Raw genomic sequence first — 23,046 nt, forward strand, 5'->3', positions numbered from 1 at the left:
ACCCTCATTGTAACTTCAACCTACCACAGGAGCCCAATCCATGAGCCTCTACGGCGTTATGCGCACCGGCGTTTCCGGGATGAGCGCGCAGTCCAACAAGCTGTCGACGGTCTCGGACAACATCGCGAACGTCAACACCACCGGTTACAAGCGGGCTTCGACCGAATTCTCCTCACTGATCCTGAAGAGCGGCTCGGGCAATTACGACTCCGGCGCCGTCGAGACGACCGTCCGCTACGCCATCAGCGACGCCGGGCATACCCAGTTCACCACGTCGACGACGGACCTTGCCGTTCAAGGCAATGGCTTCTTCGTGGTGTCGAACGCCACCAACACGCAGCAGTTCCTGACGCGAGCAGGTTCGTTCGTGCCGGACAGCCAGGGCAACCTGGTCAACGCCGCCGGTTACTATCTTCTCGGTCAGCCTGGTCTCGTGACCAATTTCTCGCAGAACAGTCTGGCCGGAATGCAGATCGTGAACATCGCCCAGGTCTCGCAGGTGCCCGTGCCGTCGACGGCGGGAACGCTGACGGCCGGCAATCTGGATCCGAATGCGGCTGTTATTGCCGGTCCGCCTGGCCCGGCATCATATTCATCGAAAAGCTCGATCGTGGCCTACAACAATATCGGCCAGCCCGTTACGCTTGACGTCTATATGTCCCACACCGCGACGGCGGCCGGTTCGGATACCTGGCAGATCCAGGTCTACGATTCCGCGACCGGGACCTCGCTCGCCCCCGCCACCACCTTTACCTTCGACACCACCGCGGTCGGCAAGGGCGCCCTGGCTGCGGCAAGTCCGACGGGTCTCACCGTGACCGTGCCGGGCGGTGCGGCGCTGACCATGGATCTGTCGAACATGACGCAAGCCGGCACGGACTTCAGCTTCAAGACGACCGTCAATGGCAGCGCCCCCTCGGCCATCGACAAGGTCGACGTCGACGAGGCAGGCCATGTGACGGCGGTCCTCAAGAACGGCCAGCAGCTGACGCTCTACACGATCATGCTTGCCGACGTTGCGAGCCCCGACAATCTGACGCCCGAGCCCGGTAACGTCTATTCAACCAACATGAACTCCGGCAACGCGCAGGCGGCAAATGCCGGCACTGGCGGGCTGGGCACGATCCAGTCCGGCGCTTTGGAAGACTCCAACGTCGATCTCGCGGACGAACTCACCGGGATGATCGAGGCGCAGCGCGGCTTCACAGCGAACTCGAAATCGTTCCAGACCGGCGCCGACCTGCTCGACGTCGTCGTCAACCTGAAGCGCTGAATCCTCGAGCGCTCATTCCGGGCAAGAGCAAATCATGTCCCTTACCGCCGCTCTCGACTCCGCCCGCGCTTCGCTTATGGCGTCGGGCATCCAGTCGTCGACGATCTCGCGCAACATCGCCGGCGCCAGCACAGCCGGCTATTCGCGCAAGATCGCCGTGCTGGACAATCTTCCCAATACCGGTGTTTATGTCGCGGCGATCCAGCGCGCGGCCAGCGGCGGCCTGTTCACCAACGTCCTGACCGCGACGTCGGCGTCTGCCAAGCAGAGCGCGATCTATGACGGTCTCCAGAAGATCGCGACCTCGACGGTGGACGACCCCGAGCTCGAGCAATCGCCGACCGCCCAGCTCAACAAGCTGAAGCAGGCGCTCCAGCAATTCGCGAACTCGACGGATAACGCGACCTTGGCGCAGGCCGCGGTGACCTCCGCCAAGGACATGGCGACCGCGCTCAACCAGGCCACCAAGACCGTGCAGTCGGTCCGCGAAGGCGCGGACGCCGACATGGCGACGTCGGTCGCCAATATCAATCAGCTCCTCACCCAGTTCGACAAGGTCAACACCGCGATCGTGCGGGGGACGATCACCGGTGACGACGTCACCGACTATCTCGACCAGCGAGACAGCATCGTCTCGAAGCTGTCGCAGGAGGTCGGCGTCTCGATGTCGCTCCGCGCCAACGGCGATGCGGCGCTCTACACCGACAGCGGCGTCGTGCTGTTCGACAAGACGGCGCGAACGGTGAGCTTCACGGCGACCAACGTCTATACTGCCGGCACCACGGGCAATGCGGTTTATATCGACGGCGTCCCGGTCACCGGTGCCAATTCCGTGATGCCGCTCAAGACAGGCAAGCTCGCGGGGCTCGCCGAATTGCGCGACAACGCCACGGTCACCTATCAGAGCCAGCTCGACGAAATCGCGCGCGGTCTGGTCGACGCCTTCAAGGAAGTCGACCAGTCCGGCGCCGCGCTACCGGACGTGCCCGGCCTCTTCACCTATCCCGGCGCGCCCGCGATGCCCGCGAGCGCCACCATTTCGGTCGGCCTTGCCGGCACGATCAGTGTTGCCGCGTCGGTCGATCCGGCCGCAGGCGGCAACCCGAACCTGCTGCGCGACGGCGCGATCAGCGGCAACGCCGCCTATAATTACAACACGACCGGCAACGCCGGCTTCTCGGCGCGGCTCCAGCAGCTCATCAACGAGATGGACGCGTCGCAGCCATTCGACGCCACGGCTCAGGGCAAGCCGAGCGGCAGCGTGATCGAATTCGCGTCCTCCTCGGCGAGCTGGATCGAAAGCCAACGCAAGGCCGCGGACGATAGCGTGCAGTACCAGAACACGCTGCTCGACCGCAGCACCGCGGCGCTGTCCAACGTCAACGGCGTCAACATGGACGACGAGATGTCGCTGATGCTCCAGGTCGAGCGCACCTATTCGGCATCGTCGAAGATCATTTCCACCGTCGACGAGATGTTGCAGAGCCTGCTGGCCGCCGTGGGGAATTAAGTCATGATGAGCGCGAACTACATCTCGACCTTGATGCTGTCTTCGGCCTTGAGGTCATCGATCACCAACAATCAGAGTGCGCTGAGCAAGGCCTCGAAGGAGGCGACCACGGGCCGCTTCGCGGACGTCGGTCTCGAACTCGGCACGGGGACGGGCCGCGACGTGAGCTTGCGCGCCGAATTCAACTTCGCCGACCAGCTCGTCGATACCAACGAACTCGTCGCGGGTCGGCTCGACGTGACGCAGAACCGGATCACCCAGCTCGGCACGACTGCGTCGGACTTCCTCAAGAACCTGATCGCCGCTCGCGACGCCGACAGCGGTGCGCGGATCATCCTACCGAGCGCATCCGCCAATCTCCAGGATCTCGTCGGCGCGCTCAACGTCTCCTATAACGGCTCGTACCTGTTCGGCGGCATCAATACGCAGACCCAGCCGGTCACGAATTACACCGCCGGCTCGGCCAGCAAGAACCAGGTCGACGCGGACTTCCTGGCGAGCTTCGGCTTCTCGCAGTCCTCGGCCAGCGTGAGCACCATCACTCCGGCGCAGATGCAGAACTTCCTCGACAACACCCTCGACACCGAGTTCGCGAGCCCGGCCTGGAACACCAACTGGTCGTCGGCGACCGACCAGACGCTGTCGAGCCGCATCTCCACGACCGAGGTCGTCGACAGCTCCGTCAGCGCCAACCAGCCCGGCTTCCGCAAGCTGGCCGAGGCCTACACCATGCTCACCGATCTCGGGAATACGAACCTGAGCAAGGATACGTTCCAGGTCGTCGTCGACAAGGCCATCAGCCTCGTCAGCGGCGCCATCAACGATCTCGCCGTGCTCGGGGGCACGGTCGGCTCGATCCAGCAACGCGTCACCGGCGCGACCGAGAAGCTGAAGATCCAGAAGGACATCCTCAACGACCAGATCGTCAAGATGGAGGCGGTCGACCCGACCGAGGCCTCGGTCCGGGTCAACACCTTGCAGACCCAGATCCAGACGGCGCTCGCGCTCACCTCGCAGCTCCAGAAGATCAGCCTCATCAACTATCTCTGAGCCAAAGCTCGCTGGTAAGGCTCGCAACCTTGTCCTGTTATTCGGTCTCCCGTGCAGAGTGGTTCTGATGACGTTTGAAGCCTATGAAGCGGTCGTCGACGAGAGTGGCCATGAGGCGCGGGGCCGCGAGCGGCAGGCGCTCAGCCTCGGCATCGACCGGCTTGAGCGGATTCAGCGAGGCGGATTCCGCCTCGAGGATCTGGTCGAGAGCCTGCTCTATGTCCGGCGGCTGTGGACGATCTTCATCGAGGACCTCTCGCATCCGGAGAACGGACTGCCGGACAAGCTGCGGGCCGACATCATCTCGATCGGCCTGTGGGTCGTCAAGGAAGCCGACCGCCTTCGCGAAGAGAAATCGAACGACGTGATGCAGCTCATCGAAATCAACCGCTTGATCCGAGACGCTCTTTGATGAAGATCTCCTTGCGGGCGGGCGAACGGATCTACATCAACGGCGCGGTGCTGCGCGTGGACCGCAAGGTCTCCGTCGAGCTCGTCAACGACGTGATGTTCCTGCTCGAAGGGCAGGTCATGCAGGCATCCGACGCCACTACGGCGATGCGGCAGCTTTATTTCATCGTGCAGCTCATGCTGATGAACCCGACCGACGTCCGGGATGCGTCGGCGCTCTACGCGCAACATTACGCGGCCCTGCTTGCGGTGTGCGAGAACCGCGAGATGCTCGACGGACTTGCCGCGGTCGACGAGCTGGTCGAGACGACCCGTTACTTCGAGGCGCTCAAGCGGATCCGGGCGCTGTTCCCGGTGGAGCAGGCGATCCTGGCCGGCGCCACCACCCATACCCCATTCGAGGCTGCCTGACAGCGGAGAAGCTAGATGAACGTCACCAGCGCGACCGACACGACCGGCAAGTCCTCCAGTTCGACCAGCTCGACCACGGCCACGTCGAGCAACAGCGTCGACTACAACACGTTCCTTCAGCTGCTCGTCGCCGAGATGAAGAACCAGGATCCGACCAATCCGATGGACACCTCGCAATATATGAGCCAGTTCGCGCAGCTCTCGACGGTCGAGCAGGCCATGCAGACCAATACGAAGCTGGATGCGCTGTTGTCCTCACAGTCGTTGTCGCAGGCCAACGGGCTGATCGGAAAAACCGTCAGCTTCACCGACTCGACCGGCGCCAGCTTCAGCGGCAAGGTCGCTTCAGTCTCCATCAACAGCGACGGCTCCATCGCGACCCTCGAGAACGGCACGAAGGTCGCCGTCGGGCCCGGGCTCACCATCAGCCAATCATGAACGAGCGGGACGCCCTCGACATCGTCCAGGCCGCGATCTGGACAATCATCGTCGCCTCCGGGCCCGCGGTCGGTGCGGCAATGCTCGTCGGCACCGTCATTGCGCTGATCCAGGCGCTGACCCAGATCCAGGAGGTGACGCTGACCTTCGTCCCGAAGATCATCGTCATTCTCCTGGTCGTCGCCGTCTCCGGCTCCTTCATCGGGGCGCATCTCTCCACCTTCACCGAGATGGTCTATTCGCGGATCGAGCACGGCTTCTGATCCCCGAGGCACCACCCTCGCGTAAGCTTTGCACGGCAGATTACCGGGCGGATCCTCTGCCGGTGACCCATGGCCGATACGTTAGCTGCTAGCCTGCCAAGCCCGCGCCGCCTCGGGGCGGACGCCTTCTTTGCGGGCGGTATCGTGACCATGCTCACGATCCTGTTCCTTCCCATACCGCCGATCCTGATCGATCTCGGCCTCGCCTTCTCCATCGCGCTCTCGGCGCTGATCCTGATGGTCGCGCTGTGGATCCAGCGGCCGCTCGACTTCTCGGCCTTTCCGACCGTGCTGCTGATCGCGACGATCCTGCGCCTCGCACTGAACGTCGCGACGACGCGCCTGATCCTGTCGCGGGGCGGGGAGGGCGAGCAGGCCGCAGGCTACGTCGTCGCCGGATTCTCGAAGTTCGTCATGGGCGGCGACTTCGTCATCGGCCTGATCATCTTCGCGATCCTGGTCACGGTCAATTTCGTCGTGATCACCAAGGGCGCGACGCGTATCGCCGAAGTCGGCGCCCGCTTCACCCTGGACGCCATCCCCGGCAAGCAGATGGCGATCGACGCAGATTTGTCGGCGGGCCTGATCGACGACAAGGAGGCCCAGCGCCGGCGCCGCGAGCTCGAAGAGGAGAGCGCGTTCTTCGGCGCCATGGACGGCGCCTCGAAATTCGTCCGTGGCGACGCCATCGCCGGCCTGATCATCACCGCAATTAACATCTTCGGCGGCATCATCATCGGCGTTACCCATCACGGGCTGACGCTGTCGCGCGCTGCCGACGTCTATACGAAACTCTCCGTCGGCGACGGCCTGGTGTCGCAGATGCCGGCACTGATCGTGTCGCTGTCGGCAGGCCTCCTGGTCTCCAAGGGCGGCACCAGGGGGTCGGCGGAGCAGGCCGTGCTGCGGCAGCTCGGCGGCTATCCGCGCGCGGTGTCGGCAGCTGCGCTGATGATGTTCGTGCTCGCCTTGATGCCGGGGCTGCCGATGGCGCCGTTCGTGCTGCTCGGCGGCGTCATGGCCTTCGTCGGTTACTCGCTGCCGAAGCGGCAGGCGGCGCTGAAGCAGAAGGAAGATGCGCGCAAGGCCGACGAACGTGCCCAGGCCGATGCCAAGGAATCCGTCAAGGAGCAGCTCAAGACCGCGGAGATTGAGCTGGCGCTCGGCGGCCATCTTTCGGTCCATCTCCTGGGCTCGCGCACCGAGCTTGCGCACCGCGTCGCCAAGATCCGCAAGAAGTTCGCCAAGCAGTACGGCTTCGTCATTCCGGAGATCAAGCTCAGCGACAATCTGTCGATCGATCCCAAGGGGTATCAGATCCGGATCCACGACACCCGCGTCGCCCATGGCGAGCTCAGGCTCGGCGAGGTGCTGGTGCTGGTCGACAAGGACGGAAAGCCCGATGTCCCCGGCGAAGAGGTGATCGAACCCGCCTTCGGCATGAAGGCGCTGTGGGTGACGGAGGCCTTCACCGACGAAATCAAGCGGCAGGGCTGCAAGCCGGTCGACAATCTGTCGGTGCTGCTCACGCATCTCAGCGAGGTGATCCGGGCGAATCTCGCCCAGCTCCTGTCCTACAAGGACATGCGCGCCCTGCTCGACCGGCTCGATCCGGAATACAAGCGCCTGGTCGAGGATCTCTGCCCGTCGCAGATCTCCTATTCGGGGCTGCTGGCCATCCTGAAGATTCTGCTGGCCGAACGCGTGTCGATCCGCAACCTGCACCTCATCCTCGAGGCGATCGCCGAGATCGCGCCGCATGTGCGGCGCTCCGAGCAGGTCGCAGAGCACGTACGGACGCGTCTTGCCCAGCAGATCTGCGGCGACCTCTCCGACAACGGCGTGCTGAACGTGGTCCGCCTGGGCAATCGTTGGGACCTGGCGTTCCATCAGAGCCTGAAGCGCGACGGCAAGGGCGACGTCGTCGAGTTCGACGCCGATCCACGTCTGATCGAGCAGTTCGCGACCGAAGCCAGCGCGGCGATCCGCAAGTTCACCGAGAACGGCACCAGCGTGGTACTGGCGGTGACCCCCGAAGCCCGTCCCTATGTCCGGATGATCCTGGAGCGGGTATTCCCGACCTTGCCGATCCTGTCGCATGTCGAAGTCGCGCGCAGCGCCGAGATCAGGGCGCTCGGAGCCGTATCGTGATCAGCGGCCTCGCCGACAGCGTGCTGGTGACGTTCATCGTGTTCTGCCGCATCGGCGCCTGCCTGATGCTGGTGCCGGGCTATTCCAGCGTCAACGTTCCGGCCCAGGTCCGCCTGTTCGTCGCGCTCGTCACGACGTTCGCGTTGACGCCGATCCTGATCGCGGTCCTGAAACCGCTTACGGACAACGCGGCGCCGCTGACGCTGGCGCTCCTGATCTGCTCCGAGCTCGTGGTCGGCAGCGTCATCGGCCTCGGCGGGCGTGTGTTCTTCCTCGCGCTCCAGACCATGGCGACGGTGATGGCGAGCGCGATCGGGTTGAGCAACATCCCGGGCACGCCGGTCGGCGACACTGATCCGGCGCCGGCCCTGGTGCCGCTGATCATGGCGGCCGTCACTACGCTGTTCTTCATGACCGACCAGCACTGGCAGGTCCTGCGCGGGCTGATGAACTCCTACGACGTCTGGCATCCCGGGAACAGGCTCGGGGGCAGCATGGCGCTCGACCAGCTCGTCAGCCGCCTCTCGGAAGCGTTCGTGCTGACGCTGCGGATCACCAGTCCCTTCATCGTCTATTCGGTTATCGTCAACCTGGCGGTCGGCCTGATCAACAAGCTGACGCCCGCCATACCGGTCTATTTCATCTCGGTGCCGTTCGTGCTGTTCGGCGGCTTCCTGCTGCTTTATCTCACCAGCGACGAGCTGCTGACGCAATTCATGCTCGGCGTCTCGTCGTGGCTGGCGGAGTGATGGTCATGACGTCGCGCGCGGACAAGCTCGGTCGGATGGTCTCGCTGGTGAAGCTCCAGCTCCGGCTGTCCGAATGGCAGCTTGCGCAATTGCGCCAGCAGGAGCGCAGCCTGCAGGACGAGCAGGAATGGCTGGTAGGGGCCCTGAACGAAGGGAAGCCGCCGGCGGGATCATCAAGCGAATCGATCGCGCGGCGCCTCACCAGGACGAGCGTCGGCGCCCGCGCGGTTCAGGCGCAGGCATCGCAGCAGCTCGACCTGGTTCGCTCGGAGAGCCGCCGTGTGAAACAGCTCGAGCAGGTCGCGAAAGCGGCGCTCGCCGACAAGCTTCGCGACGCGGAGAAGCGCTCGCTCGAGGAAATGACGGGCACAAGCCCAGCCGTGCGCGAGTGGACGCCGCGGCCAGCCAGCCGGAACAAGACATGATCGTGACAGCGACACCCGACCTCGTTCTCGACGTCCTCGAAGCTGGTGACCCCGTGGCGCAGCGCGTGGCCACCGCGAAGCTCGATGCGCCGAAATCATCGGATGTCGATTTCGCCGCCACGATGGAGGCGGAAGTCGGCAAGGCCAAGGCTGCTGCTGTCGATCAATCCGCGACGAAGATTGCCGACGCGCAGTCGGGCGCAGTGAACGGCGCGCCGGTGCAGGTGATCAAGGCGCCGGCCTCCGGCGAGGTATACCGGAAGTTCGAGGCCTTCATTCTCCAGACCTTCGTCGAGACGATGTTGCCGAAGGAGTCGGAGGAGGTCTTCGGCAAGGGCACGGCCGGCGGCGTCTGGAAGTCGATGCTGGCGGAGCAGCTCGGTAGTCAGCTGGCCAAGGGCAAGGGCATTGGCATTGCCAGGCAGCTCGCTGCCGCGCATCCGGCAGGACCGGACGTTGCGGGGAAGGCCGGATAGCGATCCGGGAATGGTGACAGAAGTTGAAGGGTGAATTTCCTATGCAGGCACAACAAGGCGCGGCGGCCCTGGTGATGGAACAGCCGGTCGCGGACATCGAGGCGACGACGACGGGAGCAGCAGCAGGCGATGCGCTGCTGCCCGTGCTCCTGCCGAATCCCGGCGGCGAGGTGGTGATCGAGGGCACTGACGCAGCGAGATCGGACGAGATGCGCGGCCTGCTGGCGGCGATCCGCCGGCTCGAAAGCATCGTCGAGGAGGAGACGGCAGCGCTCGCGGCCGGAAAGAAGATCGATTTCGACGATTTCAGCGCCCGGAAGAGCCGGAGCATGCTCGAATTCGTCCGCCTGATGCGGGCACGGGTGCATCTCGGCGGCGAGATCGAGATCACCGAGGAGATCCAGCGGTTGCGCGAGAAGCTGGAGCGGAATCGCTCCGTCCTCGAAATGCATTACGACGCGGTGCGCGAGGTCGCGACCATCATCGTCAAGGCGATCAAGGATGCCGAGTCGGACGGCACCTATACCGGCCGCGCAACACAGGATGGAAAATGATCAGGCTGGTGCTGGCCGGGCTCTGGGTATGCATCCTCACCGCAGGCACGAGCTATGCCGTGGCCTATTGGAAGGAAAACGGCAGCCTGCTGCCGGCGAAGGACGAGTATCTCGAGGGGCTGCAATATCAGAAGACGCGGGCGCTGAGCGTGCCCATGGTCGAGAACGGCAACGTGCAGGGCTACATCGTCGCGCGCTTCGTCTACACGGTTGAGGCGCGGACCATGCATCAGCTCAACGTTCCGCCGGAGCCGTTCGTCGTCGACGAGGCCTTCCGCAGGATCTATGCCGACGACCGGCTCGATTTCAGGAAGCTCGCCCGCTACGACCTCTCCGTCCTCACGACGGCCATCAAGCAGCGCGTCAACGAGCGGATGCAGGCCGACGTGGTCCAGGACGTCCTGGTCGAGGACTTCAACTACGTGTCGAAGGAAGAATTCCAGCAGAAGCCGTAGCTCGATCTTCGTTGTCGCGGCGCTGCGCAGGCATTCCTGCCGCTTCCGTCAGCCTTCAGAACACTCCGGCCTCCGCGGGGATATCTCCGCGGAGGCCGCCTTCGTATCGCTGTCTTGCCGCGCTAGTTACCTGCCGGATACGCTGCCGGGGCGGCGTGCGCCCTGTTCAGGAGGATGCCGACCTCGTCGAGCTCCTGCATCGGTACGTCGAGCGTCTCGCCGGCCGGGATGTTGAGGCGATACCCGACGTAGCGCCGGGCCACGATCGCGTCGAAGCCGAGGCGGTCGCGGAGCTTCTTGCGCAGCTTGCTGACGTGGCTCTCGATCACGCTCTCGTCGAAGGTCGACTCGAAGATGCCATAGACCGCGTTGAAGATCTGCGTCTTGGTGATCCACTTGCCGTGGTTGCTCACCATATATTCGAGAATGCGCAGTTCGCGGCGGGGCAGGGTGAGGGCGTGGCCCGCGATCTCGGGGTCACGACCGTTGAAGAAGACCTGGATCCTGGTCTCGCAGTGCCTTGGCAGTTCGCCTACCCGGCGGCGCGCGATCGCCGCCGTTCGGGCGAGGATTTCGCGCAGGTGGATCGGCACGTGCACGACGTCGTCGACGCCGGACTCGAACAGCTCCAGCGTGTTCTTGAGCATCTTCTGGCCGCTCATGGCGATGATCGGAGCCGAGGAGCGCTTGCGCATCGCCCGCGGCAGGCTTCCGCGGGCATCGCAGTCCCCGAGCAGGAAGGCGTCCACCGCCGCTAGATCCGATTCACTCGCAGATTGCAGCCAGTCCCAGAATTCTCCGGAGGAGAAGCCGATCGACGATACACCTTCGCGAACGAGCCCTCCGACGTAGCTGTTCGCGACGCTCTCGCGATCATCAACGATAATATACATCAGTCTTTCGCCCCTGTTTCGCACTTGTTGCGCCCGGTTGGTTATTGTGATGCCCCGGCTCGGCAACGATGCTGTTTGACGACATTCCTTCCCGCGTATCGTTGTTATGGTTCCGATATTCGCGGGCAGCCCTACGCATTCAGTGCCTGCGTCTCGCAGGCCTGCTACTTCGACTCGATACTGAACGCTTACTGCGTGAGGCCCGGCGGGTGTCTTACGGATCACCTCGCGGAGCGGATTGAGAAACGACCTAGAACAGTTGCGCCAAGTTGCTCATCGCGTCCGAACACTACTGAACTGTGTCGATCTCCTCGCCAACTGACGAGAATCACTTGACTAGGACCGTAACGATTGCCCATTTCCGATCAAGCGTGCGCCACAAAGCGATTGCTACGTGTGCTTGATGCTGTTGGTTCGTTTCGAGTTGTTTCTTGATATATTCAAACGCATCAGTTGATTTGGATCTTGAACTAATTTTGCACCGTGGCATTCCTAAAGTTCCGCATCCCCGTATAATTACAGCCGTTTTGGGTGATGCTGCTCGTCATGCAAATTGAGGGGTTTTCAACCCGAGATTGACCCCCACCACCCTGTTTCCACATGCGACAATTCGACTCATGTGCAGCGGCGAGACTCCAGCTTGGCCAAATCTTGGCGAGGGTGTGTCTTTCGAGTCGCACTCTTGCCACGTGCATGACGTGTTCGACTCATCTGACGTCGCGTCGCGCGCCATGAAAAGTTTTTCGGTGCGCACGGTTCAGGCAAGCTTCGACACATAACGTTGCGGTTCGAAAGATCGAACCGAACGGAGCATTTCCAAAATGTTGTCCGATGGACAAGCTCGTCCCAACGCGAGCGCTGATGTTTCCGCGGCGGCGAAGCCGGCTCCGGAGGCGCGCGATACAAAGGACAATGCGGCACGAGCGACCAAGCCCGCAGCGAGCGCAAAGCGTGTTTCGGCTGCGGCGAGCGATGAAGCTCTGGCGAAAGAAGCGCTCGAGGGGCTGAAGCGTATTCGCGCCAAGGCGCGCCTCGACAAGATGGCGATACCGAAACCCGCCCCGGTCGTGATCAAGCCGGCCGTGATCGTGGCCAAGCCGCCGCCGCCGCGCCCGGCATGGGTAGCGCCGCTCGCAACACTGGCGGTCGCCGCCATCCTGGTGGTCTGCGCCTGCACTGGCGTGATCGCCTATCTCACCACGACGCAGCCCGTCCAGAACAACGTCGCGGCCAATACAGAGATCAGGAATCTGCGCGAGACGGTCGCGCAACTGCGCAAGCAGGTGTCGGGCGTATCCGAAAATCTCGACGGGCTGCGTACCGCGGTCGATCAATCCAGCAAGGCGACCAATGACCGCTTCGGCAGGTTTGCCGAGAACCTGGACCGCATCGAGCGGGTGAGCTCGTCCTCCACAGTGAAGCTCGATAAGCTCGCCCAAGGGCAGGCTCAGGTACAGGCCCAGGCTCCGGTGCCGGCAACTGTGGCATCGCAGCCGCCATCATCGCAGGCAATGCCGATGGTGGCTTCGGCCGCTGCGCCCGAGGTCACGGGCTCGCTTGCTCCGTCGGCGCCGCGCAAGGTGATCAAGGGCTGGTCAGTCCGCCAGGCCTATGAGGGAATTGCGATCCTGCAAAGCCCGAACGGCGTCATCGAGGCCGTGCTGGGACAGCAGGTACCCGGGCTCGGCCGTATCGAGGACATCAGGAACGAGAACGGGCGTCTGGTGGTGGAGTCCAGCGGAGGCGTCGTCTATTCGTCGCGCAAGGCAACGCCCTGATCGATGGAGTCTTCTATTGGCGGTGATGCTCGAAGCTGGTGCATAGCAGATCAACCTCGGCCTCGGCGATCGGCGCGCGAAAAAGGCGACAGCTGAACTCCACCGTCGTCTTGCTGTCCGTGGCGGTGCGATCTTCCCGGAGGAAGATGCATCGCCGGCAAATGTCGGTGTGGTGCCGCTGCTCGGCTGCGTCCGACTGATCCAGCACGTGCCGCAACGTGTCGCGAAAGCGGATCTTGACGTCGTCGTCGAGGACGGCGATCGCCTCGACGAGAACGTTGACGGGGTCGCGCACCAGGAACCTCTTGCCCTGCTGCGTCACGCTCAGCATCACCGAGCGCTTGTCCTTGGCCGAGCGCTTCCGCTCGAGATAGCCGAGCCGCTCCAGCTCGCCGATGATGAATGAGGCGGTGCCGCGCGTGGTGCCGACGTAACTAGCCAGCGCCGAAGGTGTCCGCGAGAACGGGTTGGCGCGGGAGAGGAAGCGCAACGCCATCCACTCGCGGTCGCGCAATCCGTGCTTGGTGCCTTCGAACCACAGGATACGCGCGACCTGCTCCAACAGTTCAATCGATTCGCGAGCCAAATTCATTTCAATTCCAGGTCGGATAAAGCTTTATTCAATTGAGCCCTGAGTAAGCGCAATCTGGGTGGACGAGAATGAAGCACTCGGGCGATCCTTCGTCTGGTCGGACGGCAGTTCGCGCGGGGACTACCCTTCTCCGTTTCCGGAGATGGAACTTCCGGCCGTGGAACTAGGACGTCACAAAGAAAGTTCGAGTAAATCGCTCGGCTCAACTGCTCTGAAAATTTCAATCAAATCACAACGGCTCGCGCCCGGATTGACGGCGATGTGCGATCACTGAGCAATATGATGTGTCGCTCCGGCCATGATGACGCCCATTTGTTGCAACGGAGCGCGTCGATTTGCGCGAGGACGCGGATCGTCGGTGGCATCTCCCGCATGGACTGCGGCGGGAGAACCGCAGTTTTCGGTTAATGGATATTGCGCCGCAACGTGGCCAAGCGGTTAAATCCGGCACACGATCATATCTGGGAAAGCCTGGCGAGTGGCAATCGCAGGCGGCGCCGCATTGAGGATTGCGGCTCCACCGTCACTTCGTCATTGCGCAATCGATGATGTCCCGGACCTGCCCCGGCATGTCTGGGACGCGCCCGGCCCTATCGTCCTTCGCCCGTGCGCCACAGCGCATCGAGGCCGTGCCGATAGGTCGGGAAGGCGAGCGTGACGCCGAGCTCGCGCTTCAATTTCGCGTTGGAGACCCGGGCGCTGCTGGCATAGAAGCTGCGGGCCATCGCCGACATCTCGGCGGTCGCGAACGCTTCTTCCGGCGGCGGTGCAACGCCCATCAGCTGCGCGGCGTAGGCGATCACGTCCTGTGGCGACGCGGGCTCGTCGTCGCACACGTTCCAGGTGCCACCGCCTTGGTGATGAATCGCGGCCATGATCACGCTTGCGATGTCGTCGACGTGGATGCGGTTGAAGACCTGTCCCGGCTTGATGATGCGCCGGGCCGTTCCCGCCCGCAGCGTCGCCAGCGCGTTGCGGCCGGGACCGTAGATGCCGGCAAGTCGCAGAATCGCGACGTCGCCGCTTGACGCACCCGTCCAGGCTTGCTCCGCTGCGATCCGCATTTGCGTGCGCTCGAGCGCAGCCTGCGGCGGCGTGCTCTCGTCCACCCACCCGCCTGCGTGATCGCCATATACGCCAATTGTGGAGAGATAGACGACCTTGCGGCGGCCCGCCGCCAGCACGTTGCCGAACGCCGCCAGCGCGGGATCGCCGGCGCGGCCGGGCGGGATCGAGATGAGAAGGACGTCGGCGTCGCTGATGCGTTCGGCCGTCGTGCGATCCGGATCAGTCCCGGAGAAGGGATGCACCTCGATGCTGGCGAGATCATCCCGCTGCTCGGGATCGCGCACGGTGCCGGCGACGTGCGAGAAGGCGCCGCCGAACCTGCGGACGAAGTGCCTGGCGCTATAGCCGAAGCCAAGAATGAAGAGCCGCATGCGTCTGCCGTGCTGGTCGGAGTTCCCGTCGCGCCGCCGCGCGCCTCTCCGCTCATAAGAGATTTTTGGGGCCGGCAAAAGATATTGCGATTTGTCTGACCTGCGGCCTCGGGCGATGGTCACCCGGGCGTCAGGAGAAATCATCGATCATGCAGGCAGAAGCACCCGCCCCGTTAGCATGCGAGGCCGCCGAGCTGATCCGGCGCGCCGCCGCGCTGATCTTCGATGTCGACGGCACGCTGGCCGAAACCGAGGAGCTGCATCGACAGGCCTTCAATCATGCCTTCTCGTGCCACGGGCTCGGCTGGGAGTGGGACCGAGCCGTCTACAAAGACCTGCTGCGGGTGACTGGGGGCAAGGAACGCATGCGCGCCTACCATTCAAGGCTACGGATCGCCCAGCCATTGGCGGACGCGGATATCGCGGAGCTTCACCGCATCAAGACCGCCCATTATGCCGAGCTGGTCGAGACCGGCTGCTGCCACTTACGGCCCGGCGTGGCGGAGCTGCTCGCCGCGGCGAGGGAGCGCGGCCAGCGGCTCGCGATCGCGACCACTACTTCTCACGGCAATATCGACGCACTGCTCTCGCAGGCGCTGGGGACGGGCTGGGCCGGGGATTTCGACGCGATCGTTGCCGGCGACGACGTGCGGCATAAGAAGCCCGCGCCGGACGTCTATTTAGAGGTCCTGGCGCGGCTGAGGCTGACTGCGCACGACTGCGTGGCGATCGAAGACTCCGCCAATGGCCTGATCGCGGCCTCACGTGCCGGCATACCGGTTCTGATCACGCGCAGCATGTTCTTCCGGGACGATGATTTCAGCCATGCGCGGGTCGTGCTGGACGATCTGTCTGGGCTTGGACCAGACGGCAGAACAAGAAAATGAAAAAACAACCCCATGCACAGTAGATCACGCCGGCGTGATCGCCATCTTCAGTGGACCCGGTGGCTCGGGCTATCCTCTTCAGCCTGCTCGACAATCTGCGCGATTGGGCTCGACTGGTGATGCACCAGGCGCCAGCCGTCGCCGACGCGGCGGAAATGGTTCGATGCGGCCAAGGCGGTGCCGTCGACGATCTCGATGCAGAGCACCCGCGCGCTGTCGCCATCGATGATCGCCTGCGGCTCGGCGCAGACGATCTGCGGCCGCTCCGGGTTCTGCAGGATGTCGCGCCAGCTTCCGATCACGGTGGCCCGCCCGATAATGGCTGGCCAGCCGGGATGGATGCAGGAAATGGCGTCATCATCGGCCCACATCCGCTCCATTTCGTCGAAATTGCCGGTCGAAAAGGCGGCGTAGAAGGCCGCGTTCGCGGCGATGACCTTGCTGTCCTTTGCCATGCCTCTCGGGTGCGGCAATGATAGGCAAAAATCAAGCGCGACTTCCGTCAATTTTGACCGCAGTGCAGCATGGCCCGTTTCGCAGTCACGCCGAGACGTGCGTCTCCACCGCCCGCCGCGCGCCATCCTTGTAGAGACAGCCGAGCGCCGCGGTCACGGCCTCACGCAGGCGCGGCTCGGCGCCAAGAGGTCCGAACACCTTCGCGACTCCAAGCAATGCGGGCGCGAGCCGTTCGGCGACGGGACCTGCCTCGCGCGCCAATGCGGCGAATTCGCCGGCAAGGGGATCGCGCACGTCGATGGCGCGTCCCTGCTCGTCGAGGCCGGTGACATAGCGCATCCAGCCGGCCACTGCGAGCGCATGGGTTGCGATCGGCAAATCCTGGCGCAGGCGATCCTGCATTGCACCGAGCAGGCGCTGCGGCAGCTTTTGCGAGCCGTCCATCGCGATCTGCCAGGTGCGGTGGTGAAGTGCCGGATTGGCGAAGCGCTCGAGCAGCGAGGCGCGATAGGCGGCAAGGTCGGTACCTGAAGGCATTGTCAGCGTCACCGCGGCTTCTTCCATCACCTGCGCGGCGAGGCGTGCGAAATGCGGGTCCTGCATGGTATCGGCGATGGTCTCGTAGCCCGAGAGATAGCCGAGATAGGCCAGCGCCGAATGGCTGGCGTTGAGCAGCCGCAGCTTCATCAGCTCGAACGGCTTGACGTCGCTGACGAGCTCGACGCCGGCGGCGGCGAGATCGGGCAGGCCCGCCGTGAAGCGGTCCTCGACCACCCATTGCGTGAACGGCTCGGTCATCACGGGCCAGGCGTCGCGCATGCCCAGCGCGGATGATACCGCTTCCCGGTCGGCATCCGTGGTTTCCGGCACGATGCGGTCGACCATGGTGCAGGGGAAAGCGACCGCATCCGCGATCCACTTGCCGAGCTCCTTCGACCGCAGCGCGGCGAACTGCGTCACGATCCGCTGCACGGTGTGGCCGTTGGCGGCGAGGTTGTCGCAGCACAGCACGGTGAAGGGTGAAAGGCCCTGTGCGCGGCGGCGCGCCAGCGCCGCCACGATGAAACCGGGCGCCGAGCGCGGCGTGTCGAAATTGTTGAGGTCGTGCACGATGTCGGGATGCCGCTCGTCGAGGTCGCCGGTCTGCGGCGTGTGGCAATAGCCCTTCTCGGTGACGGTCAGGGAGACGATGCGAATGGCGGGATCGGCCATCCGCGCGACCAGCTGGGCCGGATCCTCGCGCGCGACGACACTGTCGAGCAGCGCGCCGATGACGCGGTGCTCGGTGCCTTCGGCCGAACGGATCGCAACGGTGTAGAGGTGGTCCTGTGGGGCGAGAGCATCGCGCGTATCCGGGCTGCGCAGGCTCGCGCCGACGATGCCCCAGGACGCAGCGCCTGCGGCAAGGCAGTCGTCGATGACGACGGCCTGATGCGCGCGATGAAACGCGCCGAGACCAAGATGCATGATGCCGGGCGTGACGCGCGAGCGGTCATAGGCCGGGCGGCGGATGCCGGGCGGCAGCCGGTCGAGATTGGCGCGGCCAAGGCGCGTTGAATTAAGGCGCATGGACGTCTCCCCTTTGCTTTGCCGCTGCTTGACATGGCGCCCGTCCTCGGTCAATGCTCCGGTCAATTGGTAAGACCAATTTTCCAAAATTGGCCGGTCGCGGGTGCTTAAGGTGCGTCGCGCGACCCTTTCGGGAGGACCAGCGTGCCGCTGGAAGCTGTGGAGGCGAGACGGCTCTATCGCCAAGTCGCCGATCAATTGCGAGGCCTGATCGACAGCGGCGAGTACGCGGTCGGCAGCCGCTTGCCGACCGAGCGCGAACTCGCCGAGGAGCTCAAGGTGTCGCGGCCGACGGTGCGCGAAGCCCTGATCGCGCTCGAGGTCGAAGGCCGCCTCCGCATCCGCGTCGGGTCCGGCATCTACGTGATCGAGCCCGCCGCCGTTGCGGCACCGGCACCCGCTTCCGTCATCGAAGGCCCGTTCGAGCTGCTGCGCGCCCGCGAATTCCTGGAAAGCGCCATCGCCGAACAGGCCGCGCGCGTGGCAACCAAGGACGATATCGCCCGCATCGATGCGTCCCTTGTCGCGATGGAGAATGTCGAGCATCCCGGCGAAGCTTCGATGGTCCACGACCGCGCGTTTCACGTCGCGATTGCCGGCAGCCTTGGCAACGCCGTCCTGGTGCGCGTGGTCGGCGAACTGTTCGACCAGCGCCTCAATCCCTATTTCGCGCAGCTTGCGCATTATTTCGAGAGCCCGGGCACGTGGCGCACGGCGCTCGACGAGCATCGCGCGGTGCGCGACGCGATCGTGGCGCATGATCCGGACGCCGCGCGCGATGCCATGCGCGTTCATCTGGCGCGCTCCCAGGAACGCTTTGCGCAGAATTTTGGCGCCGAGAACGCGGCGGGATCGTCGTCCGGACGCGCCAGCACGGTGCGACCTGCGGCAAAACCGTCGAAACCGAAACATGCGCCGAAGAAGCGGACTGCGAGCAGCCACGCGCGGCGGCGATGAGATTGGGCGGTCCGCATCCTTGTCGGGGCGGGCGAACAAGAAGCAGACTTGAACGATGGAGGAAAAGTCGATGTTGAAGAAGATGACGATTGCCGCGGCACTCTCCGCCGCAGCGCTGCTGGCTGCGACCAATGCAGGCATGGCGCAGACCAAGCTCAAATGGGCCCATGTCTATGAGACCTCGGAACCGTTCCACACCGCCTCGGTCTGGGCCGCGCAGGAGATCGGCAAGCGCACCAACGGGCGCTATCAGATCGAGGTCTATCCGGCCTCGCAGCTCGGCAAGGAGGCCGACATCAACCAGGGCCTCTCGCTCGGCTCGGTCGACATCATCATCTCCGGCTCGAGCTTCGCGGCCAAGAGCTTCCCGCCGATCGGCGTGACCTACTATCCCTACACCTTCCGCGACGCCGATCATCTTCTCGCCTATACCAAGAGCGACATCTTCAAGGAGCTCGCCAAGGGCTATGAGGACAAGAGCGGCCACCACATCGTCGCGGTGACCTATTACGGCGTGCGCCAGACCTCGTCGAACAAGCCGATCAAGACCTGCGCCGACATGAAGGGCCTGAAGATTCGCGTGCCCGACGTGCCGGCCTATCTGGCAATGCCGCGCGCCTGCGGCGCCAACACCGCGCCGATCGCGTTCGCCGAAGTCTATCTCGCGCTCCAGAACGGCACCGTCGAGGCGCAGGAGAATCCGCTGACGACGATCGAGGCCAAGAAGTTCTACGAGGTGCAGAAGCACATCGTGCTGACCGGTCACATCGTCGATCACCTCAACACCGTGGTCGCCGGCGCGCTGTGGAAGAAGCTCTCCGACGATGACAAGAAGATCTTCACCGACGTGGCGCAGGAAGCCGCCGCCAAGGCCACCGGAGAGATCAAGCAGAACGAGGCCAAGCTGGTCGCCTTCTTCAAGGAGAAGGGCCTGAGCGTGACCGAGGTCGACAAGAACGAGTTCCGCGACACCGTGCTGAAGAACGTCGCGTTCGAGACGTTTGGTTATCGCAAGGCCGACTGGGAGCGGATCCAGGCGGTCAAGTAACCGATGCCCGTCGTTCCGGAGCGACGCGTAAGCGTCGAATCCGGAACCTCGAGATTCCGGGTTCGGCTCTTCGAGCCGCCCCGGAATGACGATCGAGTGCATTAAGGAGCAACCCCATGTCGACCGCCGAAATACACCGGCAGATCACCGCGGACGAGATCGCCCACACCTTCGAGGAGGAGGCGACGCCGAAGGTCGATCTCGGCATCTACGTGTTCGAGGACTGGGTGGCGCTTGCGATCTTCTGGGTGATGGCGCTCGCCGTCTTCCTCCAGTTCTTCACCCGCTACGTGCTCAACGACAGCTACGCCTGGACCGAGGAGATCGCGACCTATTGCCTGATCGGCGTGGTCTTCATCGGCGCCGCGATGTGCGTGCGGCTGTCGCGGCACATCCAGGTCGATCTCGTCTATCGCTATCTGCCGCGGCCCGTGGGCCGTGCGCTGTCGACGGTGATCGACCTGATCCGGATCGCCTTCTTCGGCTACGCCACCAAGCTGGTCTGGGTCTACATCCAGATCATCGGTGACGAGCAGATGACCACGATCAACTTCCCCAAGAACTACGTCTATTACGCCGTGCTGCTCGGTTTCGTGCTGATGTTCCTTCGCTCGGTGCAGGCGGCGCTGCAACACTGGCGGCAGGGTTATTCGGTCCTCGAACGTCCCGGTGCCTACGACGGATCGGAGATATAACATCATGCTGCTGTTGCTCGGAGGCTTTCTCATCCTGATGCTGCTCGGCGTTCCCGTGGCGATTGCCATGGCCGCGTCGTCGCTGCTCTACATCCTGGTCAGCGGCGTGACGCCCGACGTCACGCTGGCGCAGCGCATGATCGCCGGCGTCGAGAGCTTTCCGCTGCTTGCCGTGCCGTTCTTCATCCTGGCCGGCAACCTCATGAACATTGCCGGCGTCACCGGGCGCATTTACAAATTCGCCGTCGCGCTGGTCGGGTGGATGCGCGGCGGCCTCGGTCACGTCAACATCATCGGCTCGGTGATCTTCTCCGGCATGTCCGGCACCGCGATCGCGGACGCCGCCGGTCTCGGCACGATCGAGATCAAGGCAATGAAGGACCACGGCTATTCCACCGAGTTCTCGGTCGGCGTCACCGCAGCCTCGGCGACGCTCGGGCCGATCATCCCGCCGTCGCTGCCCTTCGTGATCTACGGCATGATGGCGAACGTCTCGATCGGCGCGCTGTTTCTCGGCGGCGTCATTCCCGGCATCGTCCTGACCCTGTTCATGATGGCCACCGTCACCTATTTCGCGCACAAGAACAAATGGGGCAGCGATACGCCGTTCTCCTGGCCGCAGCTCGGCTCGGCCGGGCTCGAGATCATCATCGTGCTCTCGTTCCCCCTCGCCATCTGGCTGATGGTGCTGGCCGGTCTTTCGGTCAACATGGCCGTGGTCATCGGTCTCGGCACGCTGCTCGTGATCGACTGGTATTTCGACTTCTCGGCGGTGATGGCGCTGATGGCGCCGGTGATCCTGATCGGCGGCATGACGCTCGGCTGGTTCACGCCGACGGAAGCCGCGGTCGCCGCCGTGATCTGGTCGCTGTTCCTCGGCCTCGTCCGCTACCGCACCATGACGCTGCAAACGGTGGCGAAGGCGACCTTCGACACCATCGAGACCACGGCCTCGGTGCTGTTTATCGTCACAGCGGCCTCGATCTTCGCCTGGCTGCTGACGGTGTCACAGGCCGCGCAGACGTTGTCGGACTGGATGCTCAGCGTCACCCACAACAAATGGGTGTTCCTGGCACTCGCCAACGTCCTGATCCTGTTCGTCGGCTGCTTCATCGACACCACGGCGGCGATCACCATTTTGGTGCCGATCCTGCTGCCAATCGTGCTCAAGCTCGGCATCGATCCCATTCACTTCGGTCTGATCATGACGCTGAACCTGATGATCGGACTGCTGCATCCGCCGCTCGGCATGGTGCTGTTCGTGCTCGCTCGCGTGGCAAAGCTCTCGGTCGAGCGCACGACGGTGGCGATCCTGCCCTGGCTGGTGCCGCTGATGCTCGCGCTGATCGCGATCACCTACATTCCTGACCTGACCCTCTGGCTGCCAAAATACATGGGACTCTCCAAATGACCTCCACTGCTCTCGCCGCGACCCTGTTCGGGCCCGAAGACCTGCGCATGATCGAGCATCCGCTCGACAAGCTCGCAGACGGCATGGTGCGCATCCGCTTCGGCGCCGGCGGCATCTGCGGTTCGGACATGCATTATTTCCGTCACGCCCGCACCGGCGATTTCGTGGTGAAGTCGCCGCTGGTGCTAGGCCACGAGATCTCCGGTGAAGTCGTGGAGATCTCCGGCGCCGCAGCGAACCTGAAGATCGGTGACCGCGTCGCCGTCAACCCGTCGCGCTGGTGCGGCCATTGCGTCGCCTGCCGCGAGGGCCGGCCGAACCTCTGCGAGAACATCTACTTCATGGGCTCGGCCTCGAAGACGCCGCACATGCAGGGCGGCTTCGCCAATTACTTCGACGCGATCCCCGCACAGTGCGTGAAGATCCCGGATCACGTGTCCTATCAGGCCGCAGCGCTGGCCGAACCGCTCGCGGTCTGCCTGCACGCGGTCGCGCGCGCCGGCAACATCGAGGGCAAGCGCGGCATCATCTTCGGCGCCGGCCCGATCGGGCTTCTGACCATGCTCGCCGCACACCGCGCCGGTATGGCCGATGTCACGGTGGCCGACATCGCGCCGGCGCCACTGGCTTTCGCAAGCCGGCTCGGCGCCTCGCATGTCGAGAACGTCTCGGGCGGGGAGGAGGGTCTGAAGGCGCAGGCGGCTTCGCGTCCCTATGACGTCGCGTTCGAGGTCTCCGGCACGGCCGCGGGGCTTGCGAGCGCGATCGGCATCGTGCGGCGCGGCGGCGTCGTGGTGCAGATCGGCAATCTGCCGGGCGGGCAGATCCCGACCCCGTCGAACGCGGTGATGGCCAAAGAGATCGACCTGCGCGGCTCGTTCCGCTTCGGCTTCGAGTTCATGACGGCGGTGGAACTGATCGCGGCCGGCAGTGTCGATGTGCTGTCGCTGGTCACCGCCGAACGGCCGCTGTCGACCGCGCCCGACGCACTCAGGCTGGCACTCGACCGCTCGCAGAGCGTCAAGGTCGTGCTGACCGCGAACTGATCCCAGAGCCCGTTCCGATTGGATCGGAACGGGCTCTGGATTCTTGTTTTGACGCGTTTTCTTTACGCGAACCGGTGCCCACTTCGCTCGAAAACGCTTTAGGAGAACG

General features: G+C 64.0%; 25 protein-coding genes. 20 read left to right on the top strand and 5 right to left on the bottom strand.

Features of this window, described 5'->3' with window-relative positions; translation table 11 throughout:
- The first annotated feature begins 40 nt into the window (after positions 1–40).
- The 13 genes from CWO91_RS18965 (at position 41) to CWO91_RS19025 (ending at position 10,166) form a co-directional block, all read left to right on the top strand.
- Complete coding sequence (locus CWO91_RS18965; protein ID WP_130215227.1) at positions 41–1,273, top strand: flagellar hook protein FlgE; 1,233 nt, start codon at positions 41–43, stop codon at positions 1,271–1,273.
- Between the two features lie 34 nt (positions 1,274–1,307).
- On the top strand, positions 1,308–2,783 hold the full coding sequence (flgK, locus tag CWO91_RS18970; protein WP_130215229.1) for a flagellar hook-associated protein FlgK: 1,476 nt from the start codon (positions 1,308–1,310) through the stop codon (positions 2,781–2,783).
- A gap of 3 nt (positions 2,784–2,786) precedes the next feature.
- A complete protein-coding gene (locus tag CWO91_RS18975) occupies positions 2,787–3,833 on the top strand; it encodes a flagellar hook-associated family protein (protein WP_130215231.1) in 1,047 nt (348 codons plus the stop codon).
- A 67-nt stretch (positions 3,834–3,900) separates the two neighbouring features.
- A complete protein-coding gene (flaF, locus tag CWO91_RS18980; protein WP_128956043.1) occupies positions 3,901–4,245 on the top strand; it encodes a flagellar biosynthesis regulator FlaF in 345 nt (114 codons plus the stop codon).
- On the top strand, positions 4,245–4,655 hold the full coding sequence (flbT, locus tag CWO91_RS18985) for a flagellar biosynthesis repressor FlbT (protein ID WP_130215233.1): 411 nt from the start codon (positions 4,245–4,247) through the stop codon (positions 4,653–4,655). The genes flaF and flbT overlap by 1 nt, the downstream gene beginning before the upstream one ends.
- A 15-nt stretch (positions 4,656–4,670) precedes the next feature.
- Positions 4,671–5,093 carry a flagellar hook assembly protein FlgD gene (flgD, locus tag CWO91_RS18990; protein WP_091879847.1) on the top strand — a complete coding sequence of 141 codons (423 nt, stop codon included), beginning with the start codon at positions 4,671–4,673 and terminating at the stop codon, positions 5,091–5,093.
- Positions 5,090–5,356, top strand: a complete 267-nt coding sequence (fliQ, locus tag CWO91_RS18995; RefSeq protein WP_027572776.1) for a flagellar biosynthesis protein FliQ — start codon at positions 5,090–5,092, stop codon at positions 5,354–5,356. The genes flgD and fliQ overlap by 4 nt, the downstream gene beginning before the upstream one ends.
- Before the next feature lie 69 nt (positions 5,357–5,425).
- Positions 5,426–7,507 carry a flagellar biosynthesis protein FlhA gene (flhA, locus tag CWO91_RS19000; RefSeq protein ID WP_130215235.1) on the top strand — a complete coding sequence of 694 codons (2,082 nt, stop codon included), beginning with the start codon at positions 5,426–5,428 and terminating at the stop codon, positions 7,505–7,507.
- Complete coding sequence (fliR, locus tag CWO91_RS19005) at positions 7,504–8,256, top strand: flagellar biosynthesis protein FliR (RefSeq protein WP_130215237.1); 753 nt, start codon at positions 7,504–7,506, stop codon at positions 8,254–8,256. Before flhA ends, fliR begins: the two co-directional genes overlap by 4 nt.
- Positions 8,257–8,261: 5 nt before the next feature.
- Positions 8,262–8,681: a hypothetical protein gene (locus tag CWO91_RS19010; protein WP_130215239.1), complete on the top strand. Its 420-nt coding sequence runs from the start codon at positions 8,262–8,264 to the stop codon at positions 8,679–8,681.
- Positions 8,678–9,157 (top strand): rod-binding protein, encoded by a 480-nt coding sequence (locus CWO91_RS19015; protein ID WP_165405542.1) that lies wholly within the window; start codon positions 8,678–8,680, stop codon positions 9,155–9,157. Before CWO91_RS19010 ends, CWO91_RS19015 begins: the two co-directional genes overlap by 4 nt.
- A gap of 41 nt (positions 9,158–9,198) precedes the next feature.
- Positions 9,199–9,711: a flagellar biosynthesis protein FlgN gene (locus CWO91_RS19020; protein ID WP_130215243.1), complete on the top strand. Its 513-nt coding sequence runs from the start codon at positions 9,199–9,201 to the stop codon at positions 9,709–9,711.
- Positions 9,708–10,166 carry a hypothetical protein gene (locus CWO91_RS19025; RefSeq protein WP_130215245.1) on the top strand — a complete coding sequence of 153 codons (459 nt, stop codon included), beginning with the start codon at positions 9,708–9,710 and terminating at the stop codon, positions 10,164–10,166. The genes CWO91_RS19020 and CWO91_RS19025 overlap by 4 nt, the downstream gene beginning before the upstream one ends.
- Positions 10,167–10,288: 122 nt before the next feature.
- Here the strand turns inward: CWO91_RS19025 and CWO91_RS19030 are convergent, their stop codons facing one another.
- Positions 10,289–11,059, bottom strand: coding sequence for a response regulator transcription factor (locus CWO91_RS19030; RefSeq protein WP_165405543.1), 771 nt, complete (start codon positions 11,057–11,059; stop codon positions 10,289–10,291).
- 821 nt (positions 11,060–11,880) lie between these two features.
- Between CWO91_RS19030 and CWO91_RS19040 the strand changes: the two genes are divergently transcribed.
- Positions 11,881–12,837, top strand: coding sequence for a hypothetical protein (locus CWO91_RS19040; RefSeq protein WP_130215249.1), 957 nt, complete (start codon positions 11,881–11,883; stop codon positions 12,835–12,837).
- 13 nt (positions 12,838–12,850) lie between these two features.
- On the opposite strand, the gene CWO91_RS19045 is transcribed toward CWO91_RS19040, so the two are convergent.
- Together CWO91_RS19045 and CWO91_RS19050 are read right to left on the bottom strand one after the other, a co-directional pair.
- Entirely contained in the window at positions 12,851–13,429 is a 579-nt protein-coding gene (locus tag CWO91_RS19045) for a MarR family winged helix-turn-helix transcriptional regulator (protein ID WP_130215251.1), read from the bottom strand.
- 590 nt (positions 13,430–14,019) lie between these two features.
- Entirely contained in the window at positions 14,020–14,868 is an 849-nt protein-coding gene (locus tag CWO91_RS19050) for an SDR family oxidoreductase (protein WP_130215253.1), read from the bottom strand.
- 149 nt (positions 14,869–15,017) lie between these two features.
- Between CWO91_RS19050 and CWO91_RS19055 the strand changes: the two genes are divergently transcribed.
- On the top strand, positions 15,018–15,755 hold the full coding sequence (locus CWO91_RS19055) for an HAD family hydrolase (RefSeq protein ID WP_130215255.1): 738 nt from the start codon (positions 15,018–15,020) through the stop codon (positions 15,753–15,755).
- 47 nt (positions 15,756–15,802) lie between these two features.
- On the opposite strand, the gene CWO91_RS19060 is transcribed toward CWO91_RS19055, so the two are convergent.
- Together CWO91_RS19060 and CWO91_RS19065 are read right to left on the bottom strand one after the other, a co-directional pair.
- Complete coding sequence (locus CWO91_RS19060) at positions 15,803–16,210, bottom strand: nuclear transport factor 2 family protein (RefSeq protein WP_091879810.1); 408 nt, start codon at positions 16,208–16,210, stop codon at positions 15,803–15,805.
- An 85-nt stretch (positions 16,211–16,295) separates the two neighbouring features.
- Positions 16,296–17,780, bottom strand: coding sequence for a mannitol dehydrogenase family protein (locus tag CWO91_RS19065; RefSeq protein ID WP_130215257.1), 1,485 nt, complete (start codon positions 17,778–17,780; stop codon positions 16,296–16,298).
- 144 nt (positions 17,781–17,924) lie between these two features.
- On the opposite strand from CWO91_RS19065, the gene CWO91_RS19070 reads away from it, so the two are divergent.
- From CWO91_RS19070 to CWO91_RS19090, 5 genes are all read left to right on the top strand, one after another.
- Positions 17,925–18,737, top strand: coding sequence for a FadR/GntR family transcriptional regulator (locus CWO91_RS19070; protein ID WP_130215259.1), 813 nt, complete (start codon positions 17,925–17,927; stop codon positions 18,735–18,737).
- 70 nt (positions 18,738–18,807) lie between these two features.
- Positions 18,808–19,785 (top strand): sialic acid TRAP transporter substrate-binding protein SiaP, encoded by a 978-nt coding sequence (locus CWO91_RS19075; RefSeq protein ID WP_165405544.1) that lies wholly within the window; start codon positions 18,808–18,810, stop codon positions 19,783–19,785.
- Between the two features lie 116 nt (positions 19,786–19,901).
- Entirely contained in the window at positions 19,902–20,480 is a 579-nt protein-coding gene (locus CWO91_RS19080) for a TRAP transporter small permease (protein WP_130215263.1), read from the top strand.
- Positions 20,481–20,484: 4 nt separating this feature from the next.
- The gene (locus CWO91_RS19085; RefSeq protein WP_130215265.1) at positions 20,485–21,891 is read left to right on the top strand and encodes a TRAP transporter large permease; all 1,407 of its coding nucleotides are present in this window, start codon (positions 20,485–20,487) and stop codon (positions 21,889–21,891) included.
- On the top strand, positions 21,888–22,937 hold the full coding sequence (locus CWO91_RS19090) for an L-idonate 5-dehydrogenase (RefSeq protein ID WP_130215267.1): 1,050 nt from the start codon (positions 21,888–21,890) through the stop codon (positions 22,935–22,937). Before CWO91_RS19085 ends, CWO91_RS19090 begins: the two co-directional genes overlap by 4 nt.
- The last annotated feature ends 109 nt before the right edge of the window (positions 22,938–23,046 follow it).

Source organism: Bradyrhizobium genosp. SA-3 (assembly GCF_004212635.1).
Taxonomy (GTDB): Bacteria; Pseudomonadota; Alphaproteobacteria; order Rhizobiales; family Xanthobacteraceae; genus Bradyrhizobium.